Consider the following 17,149-nt stretch of genomic DNA (forward strand, 5'->3'; position numbering starts at 1 on the left):
AGGGGGTGGCCTGCGTCCGGGGCGACGGATGGTCCGTGGGGCTCGCGGGGATTCTGGGGGCTTGTGAGGCTCTGCCGTCGGCTCCGCGGCAATGAGCGGTTCCGACTGGGTGGTGTTCCACCCGCCGGGCCGGTGCGCATCCCGCCCCGCCGGCCTCCCGGAGCATCCGGCGCCGACTTGCCGGCAGATGCTGAGACGCGCTCTCCGGGAAGCCAGTTGCTTCAGTCGTCTCTGGCCGCTGACGAGCGCTGAGGGCCGTGCGGGCTGTTCGGGCGGATGGGGTGGTGCAGGCTGTGCGGCCTGCACGGGCGCTTACACGGCCGATGGAGCCCAGATCTCTTCGCCGGCTTCCTCCGCGTCCCCTGGGATGTGGTCGTGGCGATGGGGGCGGGTGTGAGTCGGGTGTGAGTCAGGTGTGGGCCGGGTGCGAGCCGGCTGCGTGGTGCGATTCACGCGAATGAGAAGCCGCGTCTTTTGACCCTTCTCCGGCGCCACCGGTATCGTTGGTGACCGTCGTGCAGCACGCGATTGCATCCGCGGTGTTATCCCACTCGCCCCGGGTCGCCGGTGCGCCGACCACTCACCTGACCATGGTGGTCTCGTCGTCCAGTGATGCTTCAGCGCTGGAGTCGGCGCGTCCACCCGCCAAAGAGAAACGAAGGCAACGCCCGTGCGCACGTACACACCGAAGCCCGGCGACGTCGAGAAGAACTGGTACGTCATTGACGCCACCGACGTCGTCCTCGGCCGCCTCGCGGCTCAGGCCGCGAACCTGCTCCGTGGGAAGCACAAGCCCCAGTTCGCCCCCAATGAGGACTGCGGCGATTACGTCATCATTGTCAACGCCGACAAGGTCGCCCTGACCAACGGCAAGGCCGACAGGAAGTTCGCCTACCGCCACTCGGGCTACCCCGGTGGTCTCAAGGCGATCTCCTACCGCGAGCTGCTGGCGACCCGGCCCGAGCGCGCCGTTGAGAAGGCCGTCAAGGGCATGGTGCCCCACACCAAGCTCGGTCGCGCGCAGCTCAAGAAGCTCAAGGTTTACGCAGGCGCGGAGCATCCGCACGCCTCGCAGAACCCGCAGGCCTTCGAGATCACCCAGGTCGCCCAGTAAGCGCTCCGGCGCCCGGCATACCGCGACAAGCAAAGGACATATCGTGGCTGAGACCACTGTCGACATCGACGCGCTGGATGAGGAGAACGCCCCTTCCAGCTACACCACCGAGACCACCGGCTCCTCCGAGGGCCGCGGCCAGTCCGTCACCGCTCCCGGCGCCGGCCTGGGCCGCCGCAAGGAGGCCGTCGCCCGCGTCCGTCTCGTCCCCGGCACCGGCCAGTGGACGCTGAACGGCCGCAGCCTGGAGGACTACTTCCCCAACAAGCTGCACCAGCAGCTGGTACGGGCTCCTTTCACTGTTCTCGACCTTGAGGGTCGTTTCGACGTCATCGCCCGCATCGACGGCGGCGGCGTTTCCGGGCAGGCGGGCGCGCTGCGCCTCGGCATCGCCCGCGCTCTGAACGAGATCGACCGCGACGCCAATCGCGCCACCCTGAAGAAGGCCGGTTTCCTCACTCGCGACGCCCGCGTCGTCGAGCGCAAGAAGGCCGGTCTGCACAAGGCCCGCCGCGCTCCGCAGTACTCCAAGCGCTGATCCAGCCGCTGGAGCGGCCAGTCGCCCTGCAGTGCCCCGCCTCCCCGTCATGATGACGGCGGACGGCGGGGCACTGCTCTGCTCGCGCTCCGCCATTGAAGGCGGCTGGAAGCGGATGAAAGCAGGTGAAGTCGCGCTGAAGGCGATCTGAAACCGCGAGGGGCCAGCCTCATGGCATGACATCGCAAACAGCACCACGATCAACGCTACGAACTGCGTCACAGGCAGCCCCGAGTCCGTCTTCCGGCCCGGCCATCGAGACCCGTGGCCTGACCCGCAGATTCGGCACGTTCACCGCCGTCGACTCCCTGGACCTGACGATCCCCGCGGGCATCGTCTACGGCATGTTGGGACCCAACGGCGCCGGGAAGTCCACGGCGCTGCGCATGATCACCACACTGCTGGCGCCCAGTGGCGGCACTGCCCGGGTCCTGGGGCACGACGTCGTCCGCGAGCGCCATGCGGTGCGCAGCGTCATCGGGGTGACGGGCCAGTACGCCAGCGTCGATGAGATGCTCACCGGGGTTGAGAACCTGTGGCTCTTCGGCCGCCTGCTGGGTCTGAGCCGGCGTCGGGCCCGCGAGCGGGCCGACGAGCTCCTGGACTCCTTCAGCCTGACGCAGGCCGGGGGTAAGCGGGTGAGCGGGTACTCCGGCGGCATGCGGCGCCGGTTGGACCTGGCCGTCTCGCTGATCGCCAGGCCCCCGCTGATCTTCCTCGATGAGCCCACCACCGGGCTGGACCCGCGCACGCGCGAGCAGATGTGGGACGTCATCCGCTCCCTGGTGGACGGCGGCTCCACGATCCTGCTGACCACGCAGTACCTGGAGGAGGCCGATCGCCTGGCCCACCACGTCGGCATCATCGACGGCGGCCGGCTCATCGCCGAGGGCACCCCGGACGACCTCAAGGACAGGGTGGGCTCCAGCGCCCTCATCCTGACCCCGGCCACGCCCGAGGATCAGGCAGCCACCGCGACGATCATCGAGCGGGTGACCGGTCACGCACCCGCCGTCGTCGACCAGGGCGCCCATCTCCAGGCGCCTCTGGCCGAGGCGTCCGTGGCCACCGAGGTGCTCGTGGCCCTGCGCGACGCCGGGCTGCCTCCCAAGACGGTCTCGGTGGACCGCCCCAGCATGGACGCGGTCTTCATGGCCCTGACCGGCGAGCCCCGGCAGAGCTCCGGGCAAGGGTGCCCGGCCCGAACGACGTCTCGCACGACGCCGTCGGCTCCTGGTCCAGCAGCCGCCTTCACTCGTCCTTCCGCCCGCGCCTCCGAGAACCAGGAGCAGTCATGACCTCCACCGCCACTGCCGCAGCCACTCCCACGACTTCCTTCTCCTCAACCGGTCTCTCCCGCTTCAGCGAGGCGCGCCTGATCCCGGACACCCTGTCCATGGCCTGGCGCTCGCTGATCACGATGGTGCGCAACCCGGGAGAGTTCTACGACATCCTCCTCCAGCCGGTGCTCTTCACCATCATGTTCGGGCAGATCTTCGGCGGCGCCATTGCCGGGGACGTCAAGGGCTACCTGCCCACGATCGTCTCCGGCCTGGTCATCATCAATGCGCTCACCACCAGCCAGAGCGTGGGTGTGGACCTGCGCGAGGACATGGACAAGGGGGTCTTCGATCGTTTCCGCACGATGCCGATGTCCCGCATCGCCCCGGTGCTGGGCCCCATGGTGGCCGATGTGCTGCGCTACGCCGTGTGCACCTCGCTGACGATCCTGACCGGTGTGGTCATGGGCTACCGCCCGGTCAACGGCTGGTCGGGGGCGCTGGGCGCCGTCGTCCTGGCGGGCGGCTGCGCCTGGGCCATCGCGTGGGCCTTCCTGTTCCTGGGGACGGTCTTCTCCTCCTCCCAGGCGGTCACCTCGTTCGCGATGATCGTGCTGTTCCCCCTGACCTTCCTGTCCAACGCCATGGTGCCCACCTCGACGCTGCCGGGCTGGCTCAAGGCCTTCACCCGCAACAACCCGGTCTCGCACATCGTGGACGGCTGCCGCTACCTGCTGGACGGGGCGGGATCGTCCGCCGATGTGCGCTCGGCGATCATCGGCTCGCTCCTGGTGCTGGCCGTCATGGCGCCCTGGACGATCGCCCGCTACCAGCGGCGCAACGCCTGATACTGCAGGCCCGCACCGTCGTCGTCCGCACGTGCGGTCAGCCGGCCTCGTTCGCCAGACGGCGGGCGAGGCCGGCCGCATGCGTGAGAAGGCGGGCGCGGTCCAGGTGCCGCACCCGCGTCTCGGCGTCGGCGAACAACCGCGCATCTGCCGTCCGGGCGCGGTCCCGCAGGTAGCCGTGGGAGAGCAGGCGACAGGTCTGGTTGGTGCCCACAGTCAGGGCGGTGGCCACCAGCTCGGCTCCCGTCGCCGGTTGGGTCGTACCCGAGGCCGCGGCGACCATGGTCGACAGTCCCACCGCCGCGGTCAGTGCCATGATGGTGGGCACATCGCGCTGCTGAGGGGCGGGATCGGTCAGCATGTCGCACAGGAGGCGCACGGCCCGGGCGCGGATGTCGGGCGCATCGAGCTCGGCCGCCTCGGCCTCGTCGAGCTCGACGTCCGTGACCAGGCACATGCCCAGGATGTAGAGCTCCCACGGGGATCCGGCCCCCATGATGGATCGCCACCTCCCGGCGTAGCGCAGGCTCTCGCGCTGGATGAGGGCGGCCCGCCGGGCGCGCCCCTGAATCAGTTCCAGTTCGCCGCTCACGGATCGGGCCACGAAGCGCAGCGTTCCGGGAAGAGAGCTGACGTCGGTCGCGGCCAGGAGCGCGGAGGCCAGATCATTACGGGGACTGATGTAGGCCTGGCAGTAGGCCCTGTCGAGTTCCAGCGCCTTCCGGTAGGAGACTCCCCAGGCCGGCAGCAGACGGTCCACCAGCTCCAGCGCCCGGGTGCACTCGTCGGCCACCTGCTCGTACCTGCCCAGGGTCATGAGCACCTGGAGTCGGCTGGAGCTCAGCTCGAGCAGGTAGATCCCGGCCAGGTCCGCTTCCCGCAGCCGGTTCAGCAGGTTCTCGACGATGTCCAGCGCAGCTTCGGACATCCCGGCGTTCTCCAGCTGGGCCGACAGGCAGCGGCCCGCGATCCAGGCCACCCACGGGTCGGCGTCGTGGACGAGGTCCGGCCAGTGGCCGGCCGGGGCGCGCAGGAAGCGCCGGACTCGGGCCATGGACGGGTCCTCGCCGTCGAAGGAGCGGGGCAGTTCCTTCCCGATTCGCTCGGGCAGGGGGCCGAGGAGTCCCGAAAGACTGGCGTACAGCGCCATGAAGGTGAGTCGGGCCTCATTGCCGCGCAGGCTCCGAGCGGGTCGCGCGGCCAGTTCGATGAGGCGCGGCGCGTAGTCGGCCACGCGGTCGTAGCTCCAGGTGACGCTCCACAGTCTCATGAGGGCGGCGCCGATGAGGCAGGCGTCATCCTGCGGGTCCGTCGCGCCTCGTCCGGCATCCTCGCCGCACTGCTCCTGGACCTGTTCCCGGTCCTGGTTCCGGTCCTGGTTCCGGTCGCCGCCCGCGCCCCCGCCGTCCCGGTGCGCCCGACCGGATACGGTCTTCTGGGTCTCCTGCGTCTCTCGCACCTCCTGCAGGACGTGCTCGAGCACCTGGATGACGACGGCCTCGTCGTCTCTCAGCTGCTGGAAGAGGCGGTTCTGCCTCTCGGCCTGCGGGCCGCCGGCGTCGCCGAAGCTGCGCGCACCGGAGGACAGACGGATCTCGGAGCACATGTCCAGCACCCAGTCGCGCAGGCGGCCCGCGGTCTCCGCCTCGTCGCCGGAATCGGCCAACTGCGCCAGAGCGAAGTCTCTGACGGTGACGAGCATGTGGAAGCGGGGGACGCCGTGATCGCGCACGCTGAGCAGGGAGTGCGCCACCAGGGCGTCGAGGATGTCTGCGGCGCCGACCCCGATCAGCGCCTCGGCGGCGGCGAGGGTGAAGCCGTCGGCGAGTACCGCCAGCCGCGCCAGACCGCGGCGCTCGGCGGCGTCGAGCAGGTTCCAGGACCACTGGATGACGGCGGTCAGGGTGCGTTGGCGCGCCGGGGCGTTGCGTGCGCCCGTCAGCAGGTCGGGGCGTCCTGGCAGGCGGGCGAGGATCTGCCCCGCGGAGAGGGTGCGGGTGCGGGCGGCCGCCAGCTCGATGGCCAGGGGGATGCCCTCGAGGCGGTCCAGGAGCAGCTCGAGATCCGCCTCGTCGATCATCTGGCCGGGCCGGGCGGCCAGGGCGCGCACCCGGAAGAGCCCGGCGCTGGAGGCGTGATCCAATGGCTGCAAACGGTGGACGTGCTCCGCGCCCAGGTCCAGGGGGCGGCGTGAGGTCGCCAGTACCCGCAGGCCGGTGCAGCTCGCCAGGAACGGCCCGATGAGATCGGCCACCTCCTCGGCCACGTGTTCGCAGTTGTCCAGGACGAGGAAGGTCCCCGGCGAAGCCAGGGCGGCGCCCAGCGATCTGCGAGAGTCGGCCTCGGCGACGGGCGGGCTCCCCAGGGCGTCGAGCAGGACCCTGATCAGGTCCGCTCCGGGCGCGACATCGGCCAGGGCGGCCACGTACACCGCGGGGCGGCGGCTGCGGGCCGCCACGGCCTGGGCGAGTGTGGTCTTGCCGACGCCGCCCGGCCCGGTGATGGTGACCAACTGGCGGGTGCTCAGGGCCTTGAGGACGGCTGTCACATCCTCCTCGCGGCCCAGGAAGTGCTCGGGAGCTGGCTCAAGCCCCCGGCGCACGGGGCTCTCCGAGGCCAGGGCCGCCTCGTGGGCGGCGCGCATCGCCGGGCCCGGCACGGCCCCCTGCTCGCGCAGCCGGAGGCGGTAGTCCTCGTAGATCTCCAGGGCGGTCGCGGGCGAGCGCACCCAGGCCTCGGCGCGCATGAGCGCGGCCAGGACGGCCTCGTCGCCGGGGTCGCCGTCCGCCGCGGCGCGCAGCATGGGTACGGCCTGCTCGTACTCGCCGGCGGCCTCCAGGGCGAGGGCCCGGTCGCGCCGGGCCGTGCTCGCATGGGCGGCGGCCCGTCCGAGAAGCTGGGCCAGGGGGCCGGAGACCTGATCGCCCGCCTCGGGCGGTCGGGGCAGGCCGGCGGTCAGCTCCAGCACCCGGCTCCACTGGCCCGCCTGCGCGCAGATGTGCGCCTGCTCCGTGCGAGCAGCCAGGTCTCGGGCGTCAATGTCTGAGGCGGGCAGCGCCAGCCGGTACCCGCGGCCGACGCGCTCAATGACGTCCTCGCCCGTCAGAGCGCGGGTTCTGGAGACGACGACGTGCAGGGCGCGCAGCGGGCGGGCGGGGGCGTTCTCCGGCCACAGGGCCTCAATGATCTCCTGATCGCTCGCGTCCTGCCGTCCGGCCAGGACGGCGAGCAGGTCGAGGGGCCTGCCGCTCAGGCCGATGCCGCGCCAGGTCGGCACCGGCTCCAGCACAGCCAGGGGATAGGCGGGTGATGAGAGCCGGGGGAGTTCCGCCCGACTGTCCCGCGGTCCCCGGCGAGCTGCGGGCCCGGGGCGTCCGGAGCCATCTGCGGCCGCCCCGGGCCCGGAGGAGCTCATAGCGAGAGGTTGTCCTTGACGACACCGGCCAGGTGGTTCGCGACGCGGTCGGCCTCCTCCTGGGTGGCGGCCTCGACCATGACGCGCGCGAGCGGCTCGGTGCCGCTGGGGCGCAGCAGGACGCGGCCGGTCTCGCCGAGCTCGTCCTCTGCCGTGGCGACGGCGTCCTGAACGACCTGGTTGGTGCCCGCGGCCGCCTTGTCCACTCCCTTGACGTTGATGAGGGTCTGGGGCAGGCGCGTCACGATGCTCGCCAGCTCGGCCAGAGTCTTGCCGGTGCGCTTGAGGCGGGCGGCCACGCGCAGGGAGGTGAGGACTCCGTCTCCGGTGGTGGCGTGGATGGTGTCGATGACGTGACCGGACTGCTCGCCGCCCAGTGTGAAGCCTCCCTGAAGCATCTTCTCCAGGACGTAGCGGTCGCCCACGCCCGTCTGGACGATGCGGATGCCGTGCTCGCGCATGGCCAGGATCAGGCCGAGGTTGCTCATGACGGTCACCACGAGCGTATCGGAGCCGAGCGTGCCGTCGGCTTTCATGCCCACGGCGAGCATTCCCATGATCTGGTCGCCGTCGACGAGGTTGCCCTCGGTGTCCACGGCGAGGCAGCGGTCGGCGTCGCCGTCGTAGGCCACGCCCATGTCCGCGCCCACGGACCGCACGTAGTTCTGGAGCTGCTCGGGGTGGGTGGAGCCGCAGTCGGAGTTGATGTTGAGGCCGTCCGGGGAGGCGTTGATGGCGATGACCTCGGCGCCGGCGGCGCGCAGGGCGGCGGGGCCGACGTTGCTGGCGGCGCCGTTGGAGGCGTCCACGACGATGCGCAGCCCCGACAGATCGGTGGCGACGGAGTCGACGAGGTGGTTGATGTAGTTCTGGTCGGCGACCGTCTCGCCCTTGATCACGCGGCCCACGCCCGCCCCGGTCGGCAGGTCCTCGACCTTGCCCAGCAGGGACTCGATCTCGTCCTCGACGGCGTCCTCGAGCTTGTAGCCGCCGCGGGCGAAGAACTTGATGCCGTTGTCCTGGAAGGGGTTGTGCGAGGCGGAGATCATGACGCCCAGGTCGATGTCCTGAGTGGCGGTCAGGTGGGCGATGGCCGGAGTGGGAAGGATGCCGACACGGGTGACGTCGACGCCGGAGGAGGCCAGACCCGCACTGATGGCGTGGTCGAGGAATTCGCCGCTGGCGCGCGTGTCGCGCCCGACGATGGCGCGCGGGCGCCCGGAGCGGGAGTGGTTGGAGGCCGGGTTCTCTCGGGTCAGGACGCGGGCTGCGGCCTCGCCGAGCTGGACTGCGAGGGCCGGCGTGAGCAGATCGTTGGCCAGGCCCCGCACCCCGTCGGTGCCGAAGAGTCGTGTCATGAGCGGATTCCTCCTGTGCGGTAGGTGTCGCGAGTGCACCACATATCCTTCCACTCCTTTCACGTGTGCGAGGGCACTGGGCGATGGCGGAGGTGCCTGGAGGTGCCTGGAGGTGCCTGGAGGCGCCTGGCCGGGGGCATGAAGGCGCGTGGGGAGGTCCGCCCGGCGCCTCGGGGAGGGCTCAGGGCGGGCGCGAGGCTTCCCTTCGACGCGCTTCCAGCGAATTCTCTACCGACGGCTACTGAGTTCCACTGAGTTCGACTGAGTTCGATTGAATTCCAGCTGGATTCCGCTGACTTCCAGCAGACCTCTACGGGCCTTCGAAGCTGTATTCTGCTTTTCCTCGAATCCGCTTTCGCGGTTTCCGTCATACTTCTATCATTGCGTCATCTCCGGGCGTGCGGTGATGATGACCGTCATCGTCATTTTCCGGATTTCATGGAATTCGCCGGGCTCCATTCGCTGGATTCACCGGATTCACCGGATCTCCTGGCCGGGGTGGAGCATGTCGGTGGGCAGGGACTCGATGAGGCGCAGCCAGATCTCACTGGCGGTGGGGTAGGCGGGTATGGCATGGCGCAGCAGCGGAATCGGAACCTTGGCGGTGATGGCGATGGTCGCGGCGTGGATGAGCTCTCCGGCCTCCGGTCCCACGAAGGTCGCTCCCACGACGGTTCGACTGGCGCGGTCCACGACCAGGCCGGCCTCGCCGTGGGCGTCGTCGCGCATCAGGGCGGCGCCCGCCGCGGAGGTGTAGGCCACGCGGGCGGTGACGATATTCATGCCCGCATCGCGCGCCTGCGCCTGAGTGAGCCCGCTGGAGGCCACCTGCGGGTCGGTGAAGACCACCTGGGGAACCGGGATGTCGGTGGGGATCGGCTCGGGGGGCCATCCGGCGGCGCGCGCCCCGATCCGCTCCCCGATGATCCGGGCCTGATACTTGCCCATATGAGTCAGCGTCGCCTGGCCGCTGGCATCGCCGACCGCGTAGAGCCACTCCGGGAGCCTGCCGCTGACGACGTCGTCGGGGCTCAGCCCCACCGTCTCCAGACCGACCCGGTCCAGGGCGGGCCTGCGGCCGGTGGCCACCATGATCTCGTCGGCGTCGAAGGCCTCCTGATCGCACAGGATGCGCACCGCACCGCCGTGGATGCGGCCCGTACCCCGATCGGAGGCCCCGGCGCGCTTGCAGGAGGTCACTCGGGCCCCGGTGAGAATCCTGACCCCGCGTTCCGCCAGGGACTCGGTCACGATCTTGGAGGCGAAGGGCTCGGCCCTGGCCAGCAGGCGCGGGCCGCGCACGAGCATGGTCACCTTGCTGCCCAGGGCGGACATCCAGGTGGCGGCCTCGCAGGCCACGACGCCTCCGCCGACGATGATAAGCCGCTTGGGCACCTCCTTGACCCCGGTGGCGTCGCGCGATCCCCATGGATGAACATCCTGCAGCTCGGCGGGGATGACGGGCTGCGAGCCGTTGGCCAGGACGACGGCGCGGCGCGCCTCCAGCAGGCGCACCCCCTCGGGGGTGCTCACCACCACTCGGCGCTCTCCGTCCAGGCGCGCCCAGCCGCGCATCACGTCGATGCCGGTGCTGGCGGCCCAGAAGACCTGCCCGGCGTCGTCGTAATGGGAGACCCACTTGTCGCGACGCTCGAGCAGGCCGGGCGCCGATACCCGGGCGGCCTCCAGGCCGGTGAGGTGAGCCGAGGCGCCCGCAACCTCCAACGGGCGGAGCAGGGCCTTGCTCGGCATGCAGGCGTAGTACGAGCAGTCCCCGCCCACCAGCCCGCCCTCGATGAGCACGGCGCTCAGGCCGCTGCCCTGGGTGGCGTATTGCGCAACGTTCTCGCCGGCCGGTCCCGCGCCGATGACGGCGACGTCATAGACGTTGTGCTCGTCATGGGTGTTGGCGAGGTGGTGCCCGGGAGCCGTGTTATTGCTCGCGCTATTGCGGCTGATGTCGGCGGTGCTGTTCATGGCGCCGATACTGTCACACGCGGGTGCCTGTCGGATCGAGCCGTGCCGCTATTCGATTAATTTCGAGCGATTCCGATGGATTTCCTAGGATCGGTCGTCGGCGACTGTCCGGAGATGCCGGAGACGCAAAGGAGTTCTATCCCAGGATCATTCATGGTGCCAGTCGCCGCCCCGGGAGAGCCGGGAGGGTCGGGAGGGGAAGGACCGTGCGGGCGAGCCGCCGAGGCTCGGAAAATATCAGATGATTATTCGGTAGATATTCGCCGAACATTCGCCGAATGTTCGGAGAGTACTCAGATCTTGCGCAACAGAACCCGACTCATGTGGTGCTGGGAGTCCTTGCGCAGCACCAGGGTCGCCCGCCCCAGCGTCGGGGCGATGTTCTCCCGCAGGTTCACCAGGTTCACGCTCTCCCAGACCTCGTCGGCCGCCGCGACGGCGATGTCGTCGGGGATGGCGGCGTAGCGCTGGAAGTAGGAGCCCGGCTCCCTGAATGCCGTGCGCTTGAGCGTGAGGAAACGATCGAGGTACCAGCGGCGGATGTCCTCGGGATCGGCGTCCACGTAGATCGAGAAATCGATGAAATCGCTCACCGCCAGTGCTGAGGCCGCCGCCTCGCGCGCGGGCGAGCCGGTGCCCCGTCCGCGCGGGGCCGGCTGGAGGACGTTGAGCCCCTCCAGTACCAGGACGTCGGGCCGCTCCACGACGACGGAGCGCCCCGGCACGATGTCGTAGACGGTGTGGGAGTACACCGGGGCCTCGACCCGCTCGGCCCCCGACTTGACGGCCGCGACGAAGTCGAGCAGCGCCCGGCGGTTGTAGGACTCGGGGAAGCCCTTGCGGGCGGCGAGTCCCCGCTCGTCCAATACCTTATTGGGCAGGAGGAAGCCGTCGGTGGTCACCAGCGCGACCCGCGGGGTCTGGGGGAAGCGGGCCAGCAGATGGGCGATGAGGCGGGCCGTCGTCGACTTGCCGACCGCCACCGAACCGGCCACCGCGATGACGAAGGGCGTCGGATGGGGGTCGACGCCCAGGAAGTCGGATATGCGCCGGGCCTGCTCGCGGGAGGTCGTGATGTAGTCCTCCAGCAGCGCCGTCAGCGGCCGATAGACGACATCGACCTCCGCCAGGTCGATCGGGTCGCCCAGGCCCCGCAGTTTCTCGACGTCCGCCTGGGTCAGCGGCAGGGGAGTGGTCGAGGCGAGCGCGCGCCACTGGTCGCGGCCGAACTCGATATAGGGGGACGGGGCGGAGCACACCGACCAAGTGTGACTCATCCGCACGGGCGGTGCGCACATGCGGGCGCTGCGCGTCCCGGAATGCCGCAGGTCTCACGTGATGCGGGAAACGATCCGTTGTCTCCTCGGGATGAGCGTGATTCCATCATCCCCATGTGTGGAATTGTCGGCCACGTCGGCCCCCTGCCCCCGTCCGAGCGCTCGTTGACCGTCCTGATGGACGGGTTGGGGCGTTTGGAGTACCGCGGCTATGACTCCGCCGGCGTCGCCCTCGCGGGTCCGAGCGGGCTCGACGTCGTCAAGGCGGCGGGCAAGCTCGACAACCTCCGCGATGCGCTGGCGGCCGCTCCGCCGCACCCCGCCGTCTCCGGCATCGGTCATACGCGCTGGGCGACCCACGGCGGCCCGACGACGGCCAACGCCCACCCGCACCGGGCGGGCAGCATCGCCGTGGCCCACAACGGCATCATCGAGAACTTCCGCGCCCTGCGCGCCGAGGTGGAGCAGGCCGGCCGCGAGCTGCTCTCCGCCACCGACACCGAGGTCGTGGCCCACCTGCTCGACATCGACCTGGCGGCGCGCCTCGACGCCGCCGGCGAGTCCCACGACGCCATTGACGAGCAGCGGGCCGCCGCCCTTCTCGTGGAGTCCATGCGCGCGGTCACCGCCCGCCTGGAGGGCGCTTTCGCGCTGCTGGCCATCACGCCGCTGGCCCCCGGCGTCATCGTCGCCGCCCGTCGCTCCAGCCCCCTGGTCATCGGACTGGGCGAGGGCGAGAACTTCCTGGGCTCGGATGTGGCCGCCTTCGTCGCCTTCACCAAGCGCGCCGCGGAGGTCGGCGACGACCAGGTCCTCCTGCTCACCGACGAGGACGTCACCGTGTGGGACGCCGACGGCGCCGTCGTCCAGCCGGCCACCTGGGAGGTCTCCTGGGACGCCTCGGCCGCCGTCAAGGGCGGATATGAGACCTTCATGGACAAGGAGATCCACGAGCAGCCCACTGCCGTGGGCGACACCCTGCTCGGACGCGTCGATGAGGCGGGCGACCTCATCCTGGACGAGATGCACATCGACGCCTCGGTGCTGCGCAGCGTCGACAAGATCATCGTCGTGGCCTGCGGCACCGCCGCCTATGCCGGGCACGTCGCCAAGTACGCCATCGAGCACTGGTGCCGCATCCCGGTCGAGATCGAGCTCGCCCACGAGTTCCGCTACCGCGACCCGATCGTGAGTGAGAAGACCCTCACCGTCGCCATCTCCCAGTCCGGCGAGACCATGGACACCATCCAGGCCGTGCGTCACGCCCGCGAGCAGGGATCGCGCGTGCTGGCGATCGTCAACACCTACGGCTCGACCATCGCCCGCGAGGCCGACGCCGTCCTGTACACCCATGCGGGGCCGGAGGTCGCCGTGGCCTCCACCAAGGCATTCCTCGCCCAGATCACCGCCTGCTACCTGCTGGGCCTCTACCTGGCCCAGCTGCGCGGCAACAAGTGGCACGACGAGGTCGCCGACTACCTGACCCAGCTCGGGCGGATGCCTGCCAAGATCCAGAAGCTCCTCGACGAGCAGCAGGAGGCCGTCGAGGATCTCGGCGCGAAGTTGGCGGACCACGCCTCCTTCCTCTTCCTGGGCCGGCACGTCGGCTTCCCCGTGGCGCTGGAGGGGGCGCTCAAGCTCAAGGAGCTCGCCTACGTCCACGCCGAGGGCTTCGCGGCCGGCGAGCTCAAGCACGGCCCCATCGCCCTGGTGGAGGACGGTCTGCCGGTCTTCGTCATCGTGCCCACTCCGCGCCGGCCCGTCCTGCACGACAAGGTCATCTCCAACATCCAGGAGATCCGCGCCCGCGGCGCCCGGACCATCGTTATCGCCGAGGAGGGCGACGAGGCGGTCACGCCCTTCGCCGATCACGTCATCCGCGTCCCGGCGACACCCACGCTCATGTGGCCGCTGCTGACGGTCGTCCCGCTGCAGATCTTCGCGGCCGCCCTGGCCAAGGCCAAGGGCCTGGACGTGGACCAGCCCCGCAACCTGGCCAAGTCCGTCACCGTGGAGTGAGCTCGGGGGCGCGGGAGTGAGCTCGCCGAGATCGGTCGCTCTCCGGCTCGAGATCGGTCCTAACCCGCGCTGAGATCGGTCCGGTTTCCGCTCCGAGAACACGAGAGCGGATGGGACGGGCGCGTGGGGCCGCGCGCAGGCGCTTCCCGATGACACCATGGGACTGTGAGCAGCGCGTCCACCCTCGTATCCACTTTCTCGCCGAATCTCTCGCAGACCCTTTCGCAGACCTTTTCACCAGGCACCGCCTACCGCGCCGAGGCCGTCGCCCGGGCCGAGCGGGACCTGACCGCTTCGACGGATCGCTACATGCGTCATGCCGCCCACGCCCTCGCGCTCGCGGCCGTGCGCGAGCTGCGCGACGCCGTGGGCCGGGTGGCGGGGGCCGGTGTCATCCTCCTGATCGGGGGCGGGCATAACGGCGGTGACGCCCTGCTGGCGGGCGCCTTCCTGGCCGGCCGCGGCTGCGCCGTCACCGCGGCGCTGGCGACCGACCACCCGCATCCGACGGCCATGGAGGCGGCCGAGCGCGCCGGAGTGCGCGTGGCTCACGAGCCCCTGGAGGCGTGCGAACGCGCCGCGGCGGGCGGGGTCGCCCTCGTGATCGATGGCCTGACCGGTATCGGTGCGACCGGTCCTCTGCGCTCTCGGGCGGCTGCTCTGGTGGCGCCCTTGAGAGCGGCCGGGAGGAGAGGGGCGCGTCCTTTCCGGGTCGTGGCGGTTGATCTGCCCTCGGGCACCGGCGTGGACGACGGCGCTGTGGCCGGCCCCGTTCTGGCGGCGGATCTCAGTATCACCTTCACCTGTCTCAAGGGCGCGCATCTGCTGCCGCCGGCGGCGGGGCTGTGCGGGCGCGTCGAGGTCGCGGACCTCGGCCTGCCCCTCCCCGCCGATCCTGATGCCATCCTGGTCTCACGCCCCGCCGACTCCGAGCTCGGGCGCCTCCTGCGCGTTCCCGGTGATACGGACCATAAGTACACTCGCGGGGTCGTCGGCCTGTGGGCCGGCAGCCGGGCCTACCCGGGAGCCGCCGTCCTGACCGCGTCGGCGGCCGTGCGCACGGGAGCCGGAATGGTCCGTCTGGCCGCACCCCAGCGCGTCGAGGACCTCGTCGTGGCGCATCGCCCCGAGGTCGTCCTCGCCTCCGGCCGCTGCCAGGCCGCCGTCATCGGCCCGGGCACCGACCCGGCCGACATCATGCGCGGTGCCGAGCTCGACGCCGTCCTCATGGACCTGCTGGGCCAGCACGACGACTCGTACTCGTCGTGCTCAGTGTCTCCCGGGAGCAGGCCCGCCGTGATCGACGCCGGCGCCCTCCTGCTGCTGGCCGAGCGTCTGCGGGGCGGAGTGCGCTGCGCGCCCACACATGTGCTGACGCCGCATGCGGGGGAGGCCGCCGCGCTCCTGACGACGCTGGGCGCCTCGATCAGCCGCACCGAGGTCGAGGCCGCGCCGGCCGCGTGCGCCCTCGACCTGGCCCGGCTGACGGGAGGCACCGTCGTGCTCAAGGGCGCGCCAACGCTCATCGCCGGTCCCGTCAGCCCCGCGGCACCCTCTGGATCATCTCCTGAGTCTTCTGCGTCCTCCGACTCCTCTGCGTCATCCGCTGGCTCTTCCGGGCCCGCCGCCTTTTCTGAATCCGCTGCGCCCGCAGCGCTGCGCCTCCTGTCGGTCAATGCCGGGCCCGGATGGTTGGCGACCGCCGGCAGCGGTGACGTGCTGGCAGGAATCCTCGGCGCCGTACTGGCGGCCGCACAGTCCGAGGCCGAGCGCGGCGGCCCCGCCGTCGCCGTGTCGCACTGCGCCGCGCTGGCCGTGCGCCTTCACGCTGTCGCCGCCGAGCTCGCCTCGGATTGCCGCCGGCCCTCGTCCGGGCGCCCGCTGGCCGCTCTCGATCTGGCCGATCATCTGCCCCGCGCCTGCGCGACAGTGGGAGGATGGGCGGCGTGACCCGTTCGGCTTCCGCAGCTCCCGCCTCATCCGTCCCTTCTGCTCTTTCCTCGTCTCCCGCGCCTCCCACCACGTCGCGGGCCGTCGTCGATCTGGAGGCGCTGGCCCACAATGCCCGCGTACTGGCCGGCTGCACCGACGCTCCCTGGATGGCCGTGGTCAAGGCCGACGCCTACGGGCACGGCCTGGGCCCGGTGTCCCTGACCTGCTTGCGGGCCGGCGCCACCTGGCTCGGCGTCGCCCAGCTCGCCGAGGCCCTTCACCTGCGCCGTCTGCTCGACGCCGCCGGCGTCGCGCGCCCGCAGCCCGAGGACGAGCCCGCCCCCGACCGCCCGCGACTGCTGTGCTGGCTCGTCCCGGTGCTCTCGCCGGAGCGCGCCGCCGCCCCGGGCTCCGCGCTGCGCGCAGCGCTGGACGCCGACCTCGACCTGACGGTGTCCACCGTCGGCCAGCTCGCCGCGGTAGCCGCGGCGAGTCGCGCGGCCGGCCCCGGCGCGCGGCCGGCACGCATCCATATCAAGGCCGATACCGGCATGTCCCGGGGCGGCGCCGTCGCTGCGGATCTCCGGGCGCTGGCGGTCGCCGCGCGCGAGGCCCGGGATGCCGGCGACGTCGAGGTGGTCGGCCTGTGGTCCCATCTCTCGCGCGCGGATGAGCCCGCCTCCGGTTCGACCGAGGAGCACCTGTCCCGCTTCCGCGAGGCCGAACAGGTCGTGCGCGGCGTTGGACTGAGCCCGCGCGTGCGTCACCTCGCCGCGACCGGCGGGCTCCTGTGGCACCCCGCCACCCATCTGGATCTGGTGCGCGTCGGCATAGGCCTTTACGGGCTGTCGCCCGACCCGTCCGTGGCCACCGCCGCCGAACTGGGGCTGCATCCGGTCATGCGCCTCGAGGCGCCCCTGATCCAGGTCAAGCGCGTGCCCGCGGGCGAGGCGGTGTCCTACGGAGGCACCTGGAGGGCGCCCACCGAGCGCTGGCTCGGTCTTGTCCCTCTGGGCTACGCAGACGGCCTGCCGCGCGCGGCCGCCTCGGCCGGCCCCGTCGCCGTCAACGGCCTGCGCACGAGCGTGGTCGGCAAGGTGTGCATGGACCAGATCGTCATCGACCTCGGGCCGGGCGACGTCGACGCCCCGGCCGAGGCGGGCGACGTCGCCGTGCTGTGGGGCGATCCGACGGCGGCCGACGGCGATCCGGCCACTCCGACGGCCCAGGACTGGGCCGAGGTCTGCGGCACCATCGGCTATGAGATCGTCGCCCGCCTGGGACCCCGGGTTCCCCGTGTGAGCCCGTGTGAGTCTCAGCCGCGGATGGGACGGCGCTAACGGTTCTGATACGCCCGCCTCTGTCGAGCCCGTCCGAGAACCCCGAGAACA

Annotated in this window: 11 protein-coding genes; 7 read left to right on the top strand and 4 right to left on the bottom strand. The window is 71.0% G+C overall.

Annotated elements, in window-relative coordinates:
* The first annotated feature begins 670 nt into the window (after positions 1-670).
* From rplM to W5W_RS0106100, 4 genes are all read left to right on the top strand, one after another.
* Positions 671-1,114: a 50S ribosomal protein L13 gene (gene rplM, locus W5W_RS0106080; RefSeq protein ID WP_017194745.1), complete on the top strand. Its 444-nt coding sequence runs from the start codon at positions 671-673 to the stop codon at positions 1,112-1,114.
* Between the two features lie 43 nt (positions 1,115-1,157).
* The gene (gene rpsI / locus W5W_RS0106085; RefSeq protein ID WP_008732069.1) at positions 1,158-1,652 is read left to right on the top strand and encodes a 30S ribosomal protein S9; all 495 of its coding nucleotides are present in this window, start codon (positions 1,158-1,160) and stop codon (positions 1,650-1,652) included.
* 176 nt (positions 1,653-1,828) lie between these two features.
* Positions 1,829-2,950: a daunorubicin resistance protein DrrA family ABC transporter ATP-binding protein gene (locus W5W_RS0106095; protein WP_008732068.1), complete on the top strand. Its 1,122-nt coding sequence runs from the start codon at positions 1,829-1,831 to the stop codon at positions 2,948-2,950.
* A complete protein-coding gene (locus W5W_RS0106100) occupies positions 2,947-3,780 on the top strand; it encodes an ABC transporter permease (protein WP_008732074.1) in 834 nt (277 codons plus the stop codon). Before W5W_RS0106095 ends, W5W_RS0106100 begins: the two co-directional genes overlap by 4 nt.
* Positions 3,781-3,817: 37 nt before the next feature.
* Here the strand turns inward: W5W_RS0106100 and W5W_RS16675 are convergent, their stop codons facing one another.
* From W5W_RS16675 to coaA, 4 genes are all read right to left on the bottom strand, one after another.
* On the bottom strand, positions 3,818-7,195 hold the full coding sequence (locus tag W5W_RS16675) for an ATP-binding protein (RefSeq protein ID WP_081486212.1): 3,378 nt from the start codon (positions 7,193-7,195) through the stop codon (positions 3,818-3,820).
* Positions 7,192-8,553 carry a phosphoglucosamine mutase gene (gene glmM / locus W5W_RS0106110; protein WP_017194748.1) on the bottom strand — a complete coding sequence of 454 codons (1,362 nt, stop codon included), beginning with the start codon at positions 8,551-8,553 and terminating at the stop codon, positions 7,192-7,194. The genes W5W_RS16675 and glmM overlap by 4 nt, the downstream gene beginning before the upstream one ends.
* Positions 8,554-9,030: 477 nt before the next feature.
* Positions 9,031-10,530, bottom strand: a complete 1,500-nt coding sequence (locus W5W_RS0106125) for a dihydrolipoyl dehydrogenase family protein (RefSeq protein WP_008734247.1) — start codon at positions 10,528-10,530, stop codon at positions 9,031-9,033.
* A 293-nt stretch (positions 10,531-10,823) separates the two neighbouring features.
* On the bottom strand, positions 10,824-11,807 hold the full coding sequence (gene coaA / locus W5W_RS0106130; RefSeq protein ID WP_029574111.1) for a type I pantothenate kinase: 984 nt from the start codon (positions 11,805-11,807) through the stop codon (positions 10,824-10,826).
* 114 nt (positions 11,808-11,921) lie between these two features.
* Here coaA and glmS point away from each other — a divergent pair, with 114 nt between their 5' ends.
* From glmS to alr, 3 genes are all read left to right on the top strand, one after another.
* A complete protein-coding gene (glmS, locus tag W5W_RS0106135; protein ID WP_017194750.1) occupies positions 11,922-13,826 on the top strand; it encodes a glutamine--fructose-6-phosphate transaminase (isomerizing) in 1,905 nt (634 codons plus the stop codon).
* A 165-nt stretch (positions 13,827-13,991) separates the two neighbouring features.
* Complete coding sequence (locus tag W5W_RS0106140) at positions 13,992-15,776, top strand: bifunctional ADP-dependent NAD(P)H-hydrate dehydratase/NAD(P)H-hydrate epimerase (protein ID WP_017194751.1); 1,785 nt, start codon at positions 13,992-13,994, stop codon at positions 15,774-15,776.
* Positions 15,764-17,098: an alanine racemase gene (alr, locus tag W5W_RS14740; RefSeq protein WP_050980348.1), complete on the top strand. Its 1,335-nt coding sequence runs from the start codon at positions 15,764-15,766 to the stop codon at positions 17,096-17,098. The genes W5W_RS0106140 and alr overlap by 13 nt, the downstream gene beginning before the upstream one ends.
* Positions 17,099-17,149 lie beyond the last annotated feature (51 nt).

The sequence above is a fragment of the Actinomyces massiliensis 4401292 genome (assembly GCF_000269805.1).
GTDB classification, from domain to species: Bacteria; Actinomycetota; Actinomycetes; order Actinomycetales; family Actinomycetaceae; genus Actinomyces; species Actinomyces massiliensis.